15 protein-coding genes are annotated in these 14218 nt (G+C 71.0%); 6 read left to right on the top strand and 9 right to left on the bottom strand.

The window, feature by feature from the left end; genetic code table 11:
- Window positions 1-134: 134 nt before the first annotated feature.
- Window positions 135-668 carry a GNAT family N-acetyltransferase gene (locus OHS70_RS23555; protein ID WP_328400205.1) on the bottom strand — a complete coding sequence of 178 codons (534 nt, stop codon included), beginning with the start codon at window positions 666-668 and terminating at the stop codon, window positions 135-137.
- Here OHS70_RS23555 and OHS70_RS23550 point away from each other — a divergent pair.
- From OHS70_RS23550 to OHS70_RS23540, 3 genes are all read left to right on the top strand, one after another.
- Complete coding sequence (locus tag OHS70_RS23550; protein ID WP_328400203.1) at window positions 667-1119, top strand: hypothetical protein; 453 nt, start codon at window positions 667-669, stop codon at window positions 1117-1119. The genes OHS70_RS23555 and OHS70_RS23550 overlap by 2 nt on opposite strands.
- Before the next feature lie 355 nt (window positions 1120-1474).
- On the top strand, window positions 1475-1675 hold the full coding sequence (locus OHS70_RS23545; protein ID WP_328400201.1) for a hypothetical protein: 201 nt from the start codon (window positions 1475-1477) through the stop codon (window positions 1673-1675).
- Entirely contained in the window at window positions 1675-1818 is a 144-nt protein-coding gene (locus OHS70_RS23540; protein ID WP_328400199.1) for a hypothetical protein, read from the top strand. The genes OHS70_RS23545 and OHS70_RS23540 overlap by 1 nt, the downstream gene beginning before the upstream one ends.
- Here the strand turns inward: OHS70_RS23540 and OHS70_RS23535 are convergent.
- Complete coding sequence (locus OHS70_RS23535; RefSeq protein ID WP_328400197.1) at window positions 1800-2252, bottom strand: TetR-like C-terminal domain-containing protein; 453 nt, start codon at window positions 2250-2252, stop codon at window positions 1800-1802. The genes OHS70_RS23540 and OHS70_RS23535 overlap by 19 nt on opposite strands.
- Window positions 2253-2263: 11 nt before the next feature.
- Window positions 2264-5188, bottom strand: a complete 2925-nt coding sequence (locus tag OHS70_RS23530; protein ID WP_328400195.1) for an ATP-binding protein — start codon at window positions 5186-5188, stop codon at window positions 2264-2266.
- A 331-nt stretch (window positions 5189-5519) separates the two neighbouring features.
- Between OHS70_RS23530 and OHS70_RS23525 the strand changes: the two genes are divergently transcribed.
- Both OHS70_RS23525 and OHS70_RS39105 read left to right on the top strand, forming a co-directional pair.
- Entirely contained in the window at window positions 5520-6665 is a 1146-nt protein-coding gene (locus OHS70_RS23525; protein ID WP_328400193.1) for an isoafricanol synthase, read from the top strand.
- A complete protein-coding gene (locus tag OHS70_RS39105) occupies window positions 6620-6829 on the top strand; it encodes an excalibur calcium-binding domain-containing protein (protein WP_443062645.1) in 210 nt (69 codons plus the stop codon). The genes OHS70_RS23525 and OHS70_RS39105 overlap by 46 nt, the downstream gene beginning before the upstream one ends.
- 33 nt (window positions 6830-6862) lie before the next feature.
- On the opposite strand, the gene OHS70_RS23520 is transcribed toward OHS70_RS39105, so the two are convergent.
- Together OHS70_RS23520 and OHS70_RS23515 are read right to left on the bottom strand one after the other, a co-directional pair.
- The gene (locus OHS70_RS23520) at window positions 6863-7285 is read right to left on the bottom strand and encodes a hypothetical protein (protein WP_328400191.1); all 423 of its coding nucleotides are present in this window, start codon (window positions 7283-7285) and stop codon (window positions 6863-6865) included.
- 243 nt (window positions 7286-7528) lie between these two features.
- Window positions 7529-8920: a DUF445 domain-containing protein gene (locus OHS70_RS23515; RefSeq protein WP_328400189.1), complete on the bottom strand. Its 1392-nt coding sequence runs from the start codon at window positions 8918-8920 to the stop codon at window positions 7529-7531.
- Between the two features lie 101 nt (window positions 8921-9021).
- On the opposite strand from OHS70_RS23515, the gene OHS70_RS23510 reads away from it, so the two are divergent.
- A complete protein-coding gene (locus tag OHS70_RS23510) occupies window positions 9022-10269 on the top strand; it encodes an SGNH/GDSL hydrolase family protein (protein ID WP_328400187.1) in 1248 nt (415 codons plus the stop codon).
- Window positions 10270-10551: 282 nt separating this feature from the next.
- Here the strand turns inward: OHS70_RS23510 and OHS70_RS23505 are convergent, their stop codons facing one another.
- The 4 genes from OHS70_RS23505 to OHS70_RS23490 form a co-directional block, all read right to left on the bottom strand.
- Window positions 10552-11259 carry a DUF1707 SHOCT-like domain-containing protein gene (locus OHS70_RS23505; protein ID WP_328400185.1) on the bottom strand — a complete coding sequence of 236 codons (708 nt, stop codon included), beginning with the start codon at window positions 11257-11259 and terminating at the stop codon, window positions 10552-10554.
- Window positions 11260-11370: 111 nt separating this feature from the next.
- Window positions 11371-12336 (bottom strand): ABC transporter ATP-binding protein, encoded by a 966-nt coding sequence (locus tag OHS70_RS23500; RefSeq protein ID WP_328400183.1) that lies wholly within the window; start codon window positions 12334-12336, stop codon window positions 11371-11373.
- Between the two features lie 24 nt (window positions 12337-12360).
- Window positions 12361-13164, bottom strand: coding sequence for an ABC transporter permease (locus OHS70_RS23495; RefSeq protein ID WP_328400181.1), 804 nt, complete (start codon window positions 13162-13164; stop codon window positions 12361-12363).
- Window positions 13157-13957 carry an ABC transporter permease gene (locus tag OHS70_RS23490; protein WP_328400179.1) on the bottom strand — a complete coding sequence of 267 codons (801 nt, stop codon included), beginning with the start codon at window positions 13955-13957 and terminating at the stop codon, window positions 13157-13159. The genes OHS70_RS23495 and OHS70_RS23490 overlap by 8 nt, the downstream gene beginning before the upstream one ends.
- Between the last annotated feature and the right edge of the window lie 261 nt (window positions 13958-14218).

The raw sequence follows: 14218 nt of genomic DNA, 5'->3' as shown, positions 1-14218 counted from the left end.
TCGGGGGCAGGCATGTTGGTTCAGGCGGAGCAGCTGACCGGAGGGCCGGAGTACTCCAACGCTGTGGTCAACGGCGGTCGAGGATGTGTGGACAGCAGTCGGCTGTCGCGTGATGAACCGTCGCCTCGGCCGGTTCAGGCGTGGAACTCGGTGAGATCGATGCCGTGAACGTGCACCGGATAGCCGTACTCCGGGTGTTCCGTCTCGCGCTCCAGCTCCATGCCGAGCTTGCGGATGACGTTCTCGGAGGCGTCGTCGCCCACGCGGATGATGCTGATGACGCGGTCGAGGCCGCGGTCCTGGAGCGCGAACTCCAGTGTGGCGTGGGCGGCTTCGGAGGCGTACCCCTGGCCCCAGAACTGTGAGCCGAACCGCCAGCTGATCGCCACGGCGGGCAGCACCTCCGGCAGGAACTCGGGTACGGACAGACCCGTGAAGCCGGCCAGTTCGCCCGAGGCCAGCAGCTCGACCGCGAAGAGGCCGAAGCCCTCCTCGTCCCAGTCCTCCTCCCACCGCTCGATGTCCTCCGCGGTCTGGTCCAGGTCGCGCACCGTGCCGTCGTCGATCCACTGCATGACCTGCGGGTCCTCGTTGATCTCCGCCATGGGCGCGAGGTCGTCGTCATGCCAGCGGCGGAGGATGAGGCGGGGGGTGCGGATTTCGGTCATGGCGCCCATCCTGCCGAAGGCCAGGGCTTCACCGGTAATCGGCTGCGGCGCGTCTCCCTACTACGGGCTGATCCCGTTGCAGGAGTGCACGCTCTTCACGATGAACCCCAAGGACACCGCCGCAGGACCCGTCGGCCGCCCCAGGGGATTCAGCCGGGCGTATCGCCCCACACGCCGCGGTGATCTGTTCCTGCACGTCGTCGAACGCGGCTGCTCCGATCTCGCCCGCATCGGTGTGACCGGGCCCCTCACCGGTCGCATGCTCATCGGCAACGCCGACGGGTTCTGGGGTCCGAACGTCTCCTCGGCCCCGGACTTTCTCGCCTGGTACGAACGCTGGCTCGACCACATGGGCGCCGGGCGCGACAACAGGGCGTTGGCCCTCACCTCACCCCCGTTCCGTGATCGCGTCACCAACCCACGCACCTTCCTGGAATCACGGCGTACCTGACTCGTCCGAGTGGCGACTGCACCGGGGCTGCCGACCACGTAAGCAGCCAGTCGAGTGGTGCGGTCATCGCGTCCGAGTCGCCCAACTGATGGCGTATGAAGCTCACTTCAACGAGAGCCAGGCGGGGATGCGGATCACGGGCTCGCCGGCGGTGCTGTGCGCTGATGTGCATCAGTATTTTTCCGGAGCGACTCGGAACCAAGGCTGCTCGTCAGCCAGCTTTGTCCTCGAAAGACTGTGCGCACTTCGATGCGCGCTGCTGGAGTGCGCACGCATCACGTCCCCATGCTCATCGGCAGCCGTAGCCGTCCGCCTGCGCTCGCGTCGCAGGCTGCTCCCAGCGGAGGGCATCCAGATGATCACTCGAGGCAGACTGCTGCCGCCGATCGGCACGCTGTCGCAGCGGCAACAGCGCGGCATGGACTGCGTGTGGTGCGGCATCGTCCTGACTCCGCACACCGCGATCGACCTCGGACCCCGGAGGCTCGGCGTCGCCGACGGGGTCACTCGGTGGTTTCCCCGCGCCTGCACGCGCCACAGCAAGGGGACGAAGTAATGACGACGGAGAGCGGCGTCCGTTTCTGCGTCGTGTGCGACAAGCCGATCAAGGGACATGCCGAACGCATCCCCCAGTTCTCTTCGTCGGGGGCACGTCCCGACAACTGGCGGCATCTCACCTGCTACTCGCGCCGCCGGTAGGTCCCGGAGGTGGCGCACCTCAGCGCCCCTGCGGGCCGTCGGCCCGATGCCGAACGGACTCCGCGCCTCCACGCTCCTGGTGTGAGGAGAGACCGTCTGCAGCAGCTCCGCCGGTAACACGGTCTTCCCGATCCGCCCGCCCAAGGTCTGAGGCGGGTGCCGGGTCCGGCAACGCGCCTGCCCCGCCCTGGCACAAGGACGCGCAGCGCCATGTCCGACTCAGCTCGCAGGCGCCCATGCGCGTGGGGCCGTCGCCCCTGTGGGGCGATGTTCAAGGACCGGATGAGCTGGGCCAGTTCTTCGCGGAAGAGCTTGTCCGGGCTGATGGTCTGGGTCCGCAGGTGGCCGTAGATCTCCAGCGGCACCAGGCCGTGCAGGTGGCTCCAGATGCGCAGGGCGAGGGCCACGGCGGCCGGGGGCAGGTCGGATGCCACGCCGCCGCCGCTCAGTCGCCCGGCGTCGGCCGCTCCCCCGCCTGCCTCCCGATCAGCCTCGGCAGCCCAGCCTGGTCCGAGCCGACCTTGCGGTATATGTCCGACAGCAGGCGCGTCACCACCGGGGCCTGGGCGCCCAGTTCCTCCGCGATGCGGACCGTCGACCAGCCGCGCGCAGCCCACTCGGCCACCGTCCGTTCCTGGGCGGTGAGGGACTCCGTGGCCGCGGTGCGCAGCTGGAGCGGCCACAGGCCGGCGGCGTCAAGTTCCTCGCGGGCCCGCGTCGCGAGTGCGTCGGCCCCGCACTGCACGGCGCCTTCCAGACCGCGGTGGAGCCGCTCCGCGGCCTCCTGCGGCTGCCCGGCGCGGCGCAGTGCGACGCCGTGGTCCACCAGCGCACACGCCAGGTCGTAGCCGGAAGGGGAGCGCTCGAGGTGCTCGACGGCCTCGGCCAGCAGAGTGACCCGCTGAGTCCCCTGGACCACCGAGGCCATGGCGCGCAGGGCCTGCCCGATGGCGGACTGGGTGCCGAACCGGCGGGCTCTGCGCAGGCCTTCGGTGGCGAACTCGAGGGCCCGTTCCGGGTCGTCCACCGCCTGGGCCAGGTGGAGCTGCCAGGGGCACCAGGCGGTGTTGCGTATCCCGCGCGGTTCGAGCCGCAGTCCGACCCGCGCGAGCTGCTGCTCCGCCTCCCGGCGCATGCCGAGGGCGAGCAGCAGCTCGCTGTGGACGGTCTGGGAGTCCGGGTACACCACGGCGCTGGGCACGACATCGCCGTAGCTGTACCGGGTGGCGAGCTCGTGGGCGTCCTGGGTGCGGCCGCGGGCGAGCAGGATCTCGATGAGGATGCCGATGGCGAAGTACTGCGCAGGCACCTGGTGCCCGACCCGGTCGGCGATCCGCAGTCCGCCGCGGACCAGATTCTCGGCCTCGTCGAGGCGCCCGCGGCGGTAGCGGATGTAGCCGAGGAGGGTGAAGCCGAAGGACAGATGGGCGCCGCGCCAGCCCTTCTTCTCGCATTCCGCGATGCCCTTGTTGAAGAGCTCCTCCGCCCGCCCGGGCTGGTCGCAGTACATGAAGGTGAGCGCGACCAGGACCGGGACCTCGAAACCCCACTGGTCGTCGGTCCACTTGAGGCCGTCGCCGAGCGCTTCCTCCGCGTAGTGGAGCGCGGTGGCCGCGGGCTCGCCGCGCACCATGGCGTCCCAGGCACGCAGCCCGAGGATGTACCGCTCCGCGAGGCCCCGGCCGGAGAGATGGTCGGCGAGCCGGGCCAGCCGGCGGGAGCGGGCCGGCGAGTCCTGTTCGTCGGCGCGGAAGGCGTTCCACATGAACTGCTCCGCCTGCATGCGCAGCCGGGTCCTGGCGTCGGTGGCTCCGCGGGCCGCAACGGCGACGGTCTCGGCGGCCTCGGCCATCCGGTCCGAGTGGCCGAGGGCCTGCGCCAGGCGGTAGACGATCGCCTCGCGCAGGGCCGGGTCGAGCACAGGCTCGTCCAGGGCGGCCCGCAGGTGGTTGACCGTGGTCGCCGGTTCGGTCAGCAGGGCGGAGCAGCCGAGTTCGAAGAGCACGTCGGCCCGCTCGTCCAGGGCGGGCGGCTCGCGCAGCGCCCGGGCGAGGCAGCGCCGCGCCGCCTCGGGAGCGCCCGCCCTGAGGTACTCGCGGGCGGCTTCGCGCAGCTGCCGCACGGCCCAGGGGTCGCTCTCGGGGTGCACCTCCAGCAGGTGCCGGGCAGCGGTGGCGGCGCCCAGACCGGCGCCCGAGACGACCGCGGCGGCCTGGCCGTGCATGGCGACGCGGAACGCCGAGGGAATCGCCCGGTAGACGGCGGTGGCGACCAGCGGGTGGAAGAACTCCAGCCGGTCGTCGTCGGGAGCGTCGGGAGCCGGGGCGGCGAGGATACGGGCTTCGCGCAGCCGGGCGACGGCGTCGGCGGATTCGGCATCGCCGAGCCCGCCGACGCTTGCGGCCAGGCTCCGGGACGCCTCGCCGCCGAGCACGGCGGCGCTCCAGGCGAACCGGACGGCGGAGGTGCCGAGCCGCTCCAGCCGGTCGACGAGCCCGCTGCCCTTCACCGCCGAGGCGAGTTCCCGCAGTTCGGGAACATGGACGACCTGCGGTTTGAGTCCGCGGTCGGCGACCTTGGCGGCGAGTTCGACGGTCTCGAACGGGTTCCCGCCGGTGACCGCCCATGTCTCGCGGCAGAAGCCCTCGTCGGCCTCCTCGCCGAGGGTGTCCCGGACGATGCGGCTGACCGCGCCGGGTGTGAACGGTACGAGGGAGAAGGGGTGCGACCCGTCGCGTTCGGCAAGCTTGGCGAACGCCGCCGCGTCGGCGGGGAGTTCGTCGGAGCGGTATGCCACGACGAGCAGCATCGGCAGCTCGCTGACGCGCGGCGCGAAGCCGGTGAGCCAGGCCAGCGACTCGGCGTCGGCCCAGTGGGCGTCGTCCAGCACGACCACCAGCGGCGCATGCTGCACGGCGAAGCGGGTGGCGATCCAGTCCAGGCCGTCCCGTACGCCCTGCGGATCGGGGGAGCCGTTGCTGTTGCCCGCCACCAGGCCCACCGCGGGGGCGACGATGTCGTACCAGCTGCCCAGTATCCTGCGGTGTTCCTTCTCGGTCCCTGTCGCGAGTACGGGCTGGACGAGCTGGCGTACGACATGGAACGCCACGCCCTGCTCGTGCTCTCCTCCGCGGGCGAAGAGCACCGTGCAGCCCCGGGCCACGGCCCTCCTGCGCACCTCCGTCAGAAGGGTGGTCTTGCCGAGTCCGGCCGGCCCGGCGAAGGCCAGTAAGCCGCCCGTTCCGGGTGCGACCGGGCCGGTGGGCGAGGCCCTCAGTTCGGTCAACAGGGCGTCTACTGCAGCGAGTTCAGTATCCCGCTCCAGCAGTAGTCGGCGTGTTCGCCCCTGCCGGTCTCCCGTGTAGGCCACATCAGTTCCTTCGACCGTGTGTCGTCCCCGAGTACACGGGAAGCCTACGCCCGCGGAGCTGGTCGGTAGCCCCTCACGGAGGTTCTGCCGGCCGAGAACGGCGGATTCAGACGGTCTTGGCGCCCCTACGCCGGATCCTCTCTCTCCCTACGTTTCCCAAGCGCCTCACGCGGGGGCGCGCACGCCGTCGCGTACGCCGGTTGCACACCCCATCACACCCGTCGATCACGGCCGTTCACGTGGCATCGCACCTAGCCTCGTAGGGCGCGAAAACGCGCCAGGCGTTGACCGCCGAGCCGATGGGACGTGCCGTGACACCCAGGGGGTGCGTATGGCGAACGCGATGGCTTCCGGCCACCACCAGGTGACCGCGGACCCTACCCGGCGAACGGCCGCCATCAGGATTCCGTTCCCCGCCCGGTTCAGCCCGCATGCGGAGCGCGCACGACGGCACACGCTCCAGTGGCTGCAGGAGACGGGCCTGCTGACGGAAGAAGCCGCGACGGCGGAGTACGACGCGCTGCGGCTCGAGCGGCTGATGGCGTACTTCTACCCGGACGCCACCGGCAACGACCTCGAACTGGCCGCGGACTTCAACGCCTGGTTCTTCATCTTCGACGACCAGTTCGACGGCGGGCTGGGGCTGCGACCTGAGGCGATCGAGCGCCTGGTGGACACCCTCGGACGGACCATGACGGCGAGCGGCACATCCCGGCCGTCCGCCGCGTCCGATGTGTCCGGCCCGCTGGGAGCGCCCGGCCCGCCGCTCGTCCGGGCGTTCCGGGACATCTGGCGCCGGGCCACGGCCGGCACACCGTACGGTTGGCAGAATCGGTTCCGCACCCACTGGCGCGCCTACATGGCCGCCTATCAGGGGGAGGCGCACAACCGGAACGCGGACCGCCTGCCCACGCTGGAGCAGTTCCTCGAGGTCCGGCGGGACTCCATAGGCGTACAGCCCTGCCTCGATTTCACCGAGCGGTGCGGTGGCTACTGCCTGCCGGACGAGCTGCACGACTCCTTTCCGCTGCGGGAGATGCGCGAGATCACCGGCGATGTGGTGATCTTCGTCAACGACATCGTCTCGCTCGTCAAGGAACTGGCGGCCGGGGACGTGAACAACAGCGTCGTCGTCCTGCGCGAGCAGAAGGGCTGCACCCTGGAGCAGTCCGTCGAGTACATCGCCGCCCTCGCCAACGCGCGGACGGCCCGCTTCGCACGGCTCGCCCTGGACCTTCCCAAGACGCTGAGTGAGCTGGGCGTACTGCCGGAGGTGCGCGGCCACATCGACCACTACGTGGAGGGCATGGGCCATCTGATGGCCGGCAATCTGGCCTGGTCCCTTGCGACTTCCCGCTACGACGAGACCGGGATCGCCGCCGTGAGCGGCGGACGGCAACGCCCTTGGGCGTACCTCGCCGCGGGACCGGAGTGCCCTGCCGAAGGGGCTGCGCGGAACGCTCCGACGAAGAACTGAGCGGGCGAGCGCGGGTCGGACCTCGGGATCACGAGGCCGTCCGGATCGAGGGTGGCGCCAACTGCACAGCCGTGCGGGCCGCGGGTGCCGCTCCGATCCGGACCGGGGATCCCGGATACGGACGTCACCTCGACCGGGACGGGGACGGCGTCGCATGTGAATGAGCGGTGAACTGCCGCCCTGTGCCCCGCTCTTGCTCAGCCGGACACGTTCAGCAGGGCGGGGTCGGCGGTGCCGACCGCCGTGATGTCCGTGGCCGAGGACTCCGACGGGTCCGGGTCCGAAGGATCCGAGAGGTCCGAGGGGAGCGCCGGCCGGACCGCGACGCACCCCGCGTCGCAAGTGGCCGCACCCTGCTCGTCCTCGGTGAAGCCGTGTCGGGTGCGGCCCTCGGTGTCGGCCAGGATCGCGCCGCGCTCCGACTCCACTGTGGTGAGCGAAGCCGTCGCGGGGGCGCCGGCCCCAGGCCCCCCGGTGCGCACCGCAACGGCGCCCGAAGCTGCCGCGGCGTCCCCGTTCGGTGATCCGGAACCGCCCGAGACCCCGCACACGGCCATCGTGAGCAGCGCGAACCCCACAAGCGGGGCGGCGAGCAGGGGCGTGATCCCGACGCTGCGCATAGGGGTTCCCTCCAGGGGCGGGGCGTGAGCTGTTCGGGTACTGATACGCGGTCAGCCGGCCACGCGTTCAGCCGGCCCGCCGAGGGTGCCTCGGACCGAAGCCGGGCAACCTCCCGTACTCCCTGGGCCGGACCCGGTGGGAAGACTTTCGCAGAACATCTGAACGCTCCGCGAGCCCCTCACGTACTACAAGACACCTCCCCATGAAGGGCGTTGGGCGCGTGACCGTCAGGCAGGGACCGGTCACGCGCCCAACGCGTGGGCGACGGTGTAGATCACCAGGCCGGCCAGCGCACCGACCACCGTGCCGTTGATCCTGATGAACTGCAGATCCCGCCCGATGTGCGCCTCGATCTTGCGCGAGGTGTGCTCCGCGTCCCAGCTCGCGACGGTGTCCGAGATCAGCGACGTGATCTCCGTGCGGTACGTGGTGACCACGTACACCGCCGTTTCCTCCACCCAGCCCTCCACCTTCGCCTGGAGCCGGCCGTCCGTGGCGAGGCGCGCCCCCAGGGAGAGCAGGGAGGCGCGGGCACGCAGCCGCAGTTCGCTGCGGTCGTCCTCCGCCGCCGAGAGGATCATGGTGCGGATGGAGGCCCAGGCCGACGCGATCACGTCCTGCACCTCCGGACGCGACACCAGATCGGACTTCATCCGCTCCACACGTACGCGCGTGTCCGTGTCCGACTGCAGATCCGCCGCGAAGTCCGTCAGGAACCGGTCGATCGCACGCCGCGCCGGGTGGCCCGGCATGTCGCGCATCTCGGTGACGAAGCGCACCAGTTCCTTGTAGACACGCTCGCCGACCTTCCTGTCGACGAAACGCGGGGTCCAGCCCGGGGCGCCGCCCTCCACCGCGTCCATCACCGAGTCCGAGTGCAGCACCAGCCAGTCGTGCGCGCGGGCACAGACCAGGTCGACCGCGCGGTGGTGGGCACCGTCGGCCACGACCTTCTCCAGGGTCTTCCCTATGCCGGGGGCGATCTCCGCACTCTCCGCGCGGCGGGTGATCGCCTCGCCGACGACCGCCTGGACGTCGGAGTCGCGCAGCACCGCCAGGGCGCCGCGCAGGGCGGTGGCGAGCTCGGCGGTGACCCGGTCGGCGTGGGCCGGCTCCGCCAGCCACGCGCCGAGACGGCCGCCGATGCCGAGCCCGCGCAGGCGGGCCCGTACGACATCGGCGGAGAGGAAGTTCTCGCCGACGAAGGAACCGAGCGAGGCGCCGAGCTGGTCCTTCTTGTTGGGGATGATCGCGGTGTGCGGGATGGGGAGGCCCAGAGGGTGGCGGAAGAGCGCGGTGACGGCGAACCAGTCGGCCAGGGCACCGACCATGCCCGCCTCAGCGGCGGCAGCGACATAGCCGGCCCAGCCGCCCAGGCCCGCGTTCTTCGCCCAGGTGGCGAGGACGAAGATGAGCGCGACGAGGAGCAGCAGGCCGGTCGCCGTCGCCTTCATACGGCGGACACCGCGACGCTTCTCCTCGTCGGCCTCCGTGTACGCGAAGGGGGGCAGGGTCCGCGTCCTCGCGGAGGCCGGCCGGCCCACCGCCGCGGCCGGGCCCTCCCCCGCCGCCCCGTCCTGCGCCGCCAGGCCCACAACCGGGCCGTCCGGCCTGTCCCGATCTGTGCGTTCCATGCGCTCCACCCGTCCGCGCGTACGTACCGTATGCATTGTCCTTACCTCTGGTACTCCTGGGCCGCACGTCGAGTTCCCGAGCGATATCGGATGATGTGCTCATGAAGAAGCGCCACGGGTATGCGAGCCTCGCCGCCCTCATGGCCGTCGTGGTCCTCATCTGCGCCGGCATCTATCTGAGCGTCGGTACGGCCAAGGGCAGGCCCGCCCTGCGTACACCGCCCCCCTCAGCCGCATCCGTGTGGATCGGCACCTGGTCCGCCAGCCCCGTCCTGGCCGCCCCCGCCACGACCGCGCCGGGCTCCCCGAGCGGCAGTGCGGGCCGCTCCGTACGCAATGTGGTGCACACCACCGTCGGCGGCACCGCCGCGCGGATCACCCTCTCCAACCTCGCCGGGACGCAGCCGCTGAAGATCGGCTCGGTGTCCCTCGCCGTGCGTGCGAACGGCGGGGCGGAGGCGATGCCGGGGACCCTGCGCCGCGTCACTTTCCAGGGCGCGCCCGCTGCCACCGTCGGGGCCGGTGACCAGCTCGTCAGCGACCCTGTGGTGCTCCGGATCCCTTACGACGGCGATCTGCTGATCTCCGTCCACACTCCCGGCCCCGGCGGTACGGTCACCAGCCACCCGCAGGCGCGCCAGACCTCCTACCTCGCGGCCGGCGACCACACGCTCGACGAGAGCGGCGACGACTACACCGGGGTCACCACCTCCTGGCACCACCTCACGGCCGTCGACGTACTGACCTCGGAAGCCCGCGGGGCGATCATCGCCGTCGGCGACTCGATCACCGACGGGGTCAGCTCCACCCGGGACGCGAATCTGCGCTGGCCGGACGTACTCGCCGACCGGCTCGGCGGCCGCTACTCCGTGCTCAACCAGGGCATCAGCGGCAACCGGCTGCTCGCCGAAGGCCGCGGGCCCAGCGTGCTCGACCGCTTCGACCGCGATGTGCTCGCCCGGTCCGGCGCCCGGACCGTGATCGTCGCGATCGGTATCAACGACCTGCTGCGCCCCTCCTACCCGCTCTCCACGGACGCCCTCACCGACGGACTCGCCGAGCTGACCCGCCGTGCCCACGCCCGCGGCCTGCGCGTCGTCGGGGCGACGCTCACGCCCTGCGGCGGCTACCCGATGTGCACCCCGGCCGTGGAGGCCGAACGCACCAGGGTCAACAACGTCATCCGCTCGGGCGGCATCTTCGACGCGGTCGTCGACTTCGACCGGGCGCTGCGCGATCCGTACGCGCCGCACCGGCTGAGCCCGGCGTACGACTACGGGGACCATCTCCACCCGAGCGACGCCGGATTCGCCCGGATGGGCGCGGCGGTGGACCCGGCGCAGCTGTGAGCCGTACGCAGCGGTGAACCGGCCACGGATCCGGGTCGGACACGGATCCGGGTCGGACACGGATCCGGGTCGGACACGGATCTGGGCCGGACACGGATCTGAAGCGTGCGCGCTTCCGGGCCGTACGCGGATCTGAGCCGTACCCGCCTCCGGGCCGTACGCGGATCTGAGCCGTACCCGCCTCCGGGCCGTACGCGGATCCGAGGCGTAGCCAGGGCAGAGCAGGAGCACTCGCGGTCACCGGGGACACCGGACCGCGGGGACCTGCCGCCCGGCTGCGTCTCAGCCGAGCTCCTTGCGCTCCCCGCCGTCGCCCTTGTCCAGCCGGTCCCGGTCCTCGCGCTCGAGCCGCTCGGCCCGCTCCGCCTTCAGCCGCTGCTTCTCGGCCCGGGTGCGCTTGCGCTCCACACCCACCCCGCCCATCAACGCCACACCGTTGATGATCACCCGCGGGGCGGCCGGGTCGGGCGCCGACTCCACGCTGCCGCCGTGCTCACCGAAGCCGCCCATCAGGCCGATGCCCCTGACCTCGACGTTCAGGTCGGGCGGTACGACGATCTGCACCCCGCCCATGACCGCGATGCAGGTGATCACGGTCTCGCGGTCCTCGAAGCGAGCCTCGCGCAGATCCAGTTCTCCGCCGCCCATCATCGTGAACGCGGTGAACCGGCGGCCCACCGTCCACGTGCCCTTGCGCCCGAAGCCGCCCCAGAAGGCGAACGCGCCCTTGGAAGTGGCGGGACCACCGACCCGTCCTGCCCAGTCGCCCGTCGCCGGGGCGGCCACGGACGCCGCCACGGAACCGCTCACCGGCAGGTCCCGCACCAGCGGCGCCAACTCGCCGTGCGTACGTGCCCTGTACGCCGCGTCCAGGCGCTGCTCGAACTCGTCCATGTCGAGCCGTCCCTCGGCCACGGCTTCACGCAGCCGCTCGGCAACCCGCTCCCGCTCGGAGTCGGAGGCACGCATCTCGGGGAGATCGCTCGTCATGCCGCCAGCCTAGTCAACGGGACCGATTCTCGAAGGCCTGATCGACATCCTTGATCGGGACGGGGACAGGGACGGGAACGGGGACGTCGCCGCCGACGGCGACACCGGCGCTCACAGCCCCGGACGCTCCGCGTACAGCTTCGCGATCACCGCCTCGATGTCCGGCTCCCGCACCGACAGATCGACCAGCGGATAGCGTTCCGCGAGCTCCGCCACCAGCGGCGCCGCCGACCGTGAGGCCGGGAACGCCAGCCACTGCCGCGGCCCCTCCACCTTCACCGTCCGCGCCCCGTCCACCTCGACCGGCGCCAGCTCGCGCTCCAGGTCCACCACCAGCGTGCGCTCGCTCTCGCCCACCTCGTGCAGCCCGGCCAGCGCCCCGTCGTACATCAGCCGGCCGTGGTCGATGACCATCACCCGCTTGCACAGCTGCTCTATGTCGGTCAGATCGTGCGTCGTCAGCAGGACGGTCGTGCCCTGCTCGGCGTTCAGATCACGCAGAAAGGTGCGGACCTTCGCCTTGGAGATCACATCGAGCCCGATCGTCGGCTCGTCGAGGTACAGCACCTCGGGGTCGTGCAGCAGCGCCGCCGCGATGTCGCCGCGCATCCGCTGGCCCAGAGACAGCTGACGCACCGGCACCTGCAACAGCTCACCCAGGTCCAGCAGTTCGACGCACCGGTCGAGGTTCTCGCGGAAGACCTGGTCCGGGATCCGGTACATCCGGTGCATCAGCCGGTACGAATCACGCAGCGGCAGGTCCCACCACAGCGTCGTACGCTGACCGAACACCACACCGATGCGCTGCGCGAGCCGGGTGCGCTCCCGGGACGGATCGATGCCCGCCACCCGGAGCCGGCCGCCGCTCGGGGTGAGAATCCCCGTCAGCATCTTGATGGTGGTGGACTTCCCGGCACCGTTCGGACCGATGTAGCCGACCATCTCACCGCGCGGCACCGCGAAACTTATCCCGTCCACCGCCCGCACCTGGTGCTTCTGACGGCGTATCCGGCTCCCCGCCACCCTGCGCCGCACCTCGAAGACCTTCTCGACCCCGTCGAGCTCGATGAAATCCATGCCCAGCCCCATGCTCCTCGGCCCTCAGCTTCCGGTGCTGCGATACGAATGAAGGCCCACCCGCCAGGCCTGCGCCGCGAGCCCGCAGCACACCGCGGCGACCAGCGGCGGCAGGAAGGCCAGCCAGTCCGGCAGACCCAGAGGGTCCTCGCGGCCCAGCACGTACAGCGACGGCACCCAGTTGACGAAGGCCAGCGGCACGACGAACGTCACCCCGCGCACCAGGTCCTTCGCGAAGATCGACGGCGGGTACTGCAGCAGCGTGTTCCCGCCGTACGTGAAGGAGTTCTGCACCTCGGAGGCGTCCTGCGCCCAGAACTGGAACGCCCCGCCCGCCACGAACACCGACGCGAAGATCGCCCCGCCGCTGAGCAGCATCAGCGGCACCATCGCCACCTTCGCCGCCGTCCACCCGACGTCCAGGTTCGCCAGCCCGTATCCCAGCACCAGCAGTCCCTGGCTGATCCGCCCGAGCCGGCGCAGCGCGAAACGGTCGGCCGCGACCTGGGCGAGCACCGGCACCGGCCGTACCAGCAGGGTGTCGAGCGTGCCGTCGCGCACCCGCCTCCCCAGCCGGTCCATCGAGCCCATGACCAGGTCGGCCAGGCCGAAGGCGGTACTCGTCGTCCCGTACAGGAAGGCGATCTCGGGCAGCGAGTAGCCGCCGAGCGCGTCCACGTGCGAGAACATCAGCAGGATCGTCACGAAGTCGAAGCCGGTGGCCGCGAAGTTCCCCAGCGTGGTCATCACGAACGACGTCCGGTACGTCATCGTGGACCGGATCCACATCGCCGCGATCAGCCCGTACGCCCTGACGGCCTCACCCACCCTGAACCACCACCCGGCGCGTTGCCACCCGCTGCAGCGCGCGGCCGGCCGCCAGCAGCGCCACCGCCCAGCCGGCCTGGAACGCGTACGCCTGCACCAGAGACCACCCGGTGTGCTTGCCCAGGAAGACATCCGCGGGCACCTGCAGCAGCGACGACCAGGGCAGCGCACGCGCCACCTCGCCCAGCACACCGGGGAACAGGTTCAGCGGCAGCAGCATCCCGGAGAAGAACAGTGTCGCCAGCCAGCAGATCTGCATCACCCCGGCCCCGTCCATCAGCCAGAACGCCGACAGGGCCACCAGGAAACGCACCGCGAAGCTCACGACGACGCCGAGCGCGACCGACACGAAAAAGGCCAGCCAGGTCAGCGGCGAGGCGGGAAACACCAGATCGAAGGCGAGGCTGCCGAGCACCATCGGCACGATGCCGCGTCCCAGCAGATGGAACGCCGCGCGCCCCAGGTCGCCCGCCAGCCACCACAGTTGAAGATCCGCAGGACGGTAGAGATCGATGGCGATGTCACCCGTACGGATGCGCTCGATCAGCTCGTCCTCGAAACCACCGCCCATCATGGCGCAGGTCATCAGCAGCGCCTGACCGAGCCACACATACGTCAGCGCTTCGGGCAGGTCGTAGCCGCCCAGCCGGGGACGCTCGTCCCACAGGGCGATATAGGTGTACGCGACGATGAGGCCGAACACGGTGTTGGTGAACACGCCGGCCGCCGTGGCCACCCGGTACGTCGCATAGCGCCGGAACCCACCCGCCGCGACGACCGCGTAAAGCCGCACCACAGCCCCCTCACCCACGCGATCCGTCCGGGCACGAAGCGCACGACCCTAACGGACCAGCCAGGAGCGCCGCGAGCGCATTTCCGGCCGCAACGGGTGAGGATCCAGGGGATATCGGTGTGAAAAGTGCACTATGAGGGATATGAGCGACGAGCCGCAGCAGCAGGGCTGGCCCCCCAGAGACGAGACGGAGCCCGGCCCGCCCGCCCCAGTTCTCCCCACGGAGCCGGCACCGGCCCTCCCCACAGAGCCCGCACCGGC

Origin of the sequence: Streptomyces sp. NBC_00390 (assembly GCF_036057275.1) — a bacterium.
Classification (GTDB): Bacteria; Actinomycetota; Actinomycetes; order Streptomycetales; family Streptomycetaceae; genus Streptomyces.
The sequence above is the reverse complement of the archived record's forward strand: the minus strand, read 5'-3'. Positions and strand labels throughout refer to the sequence as shown.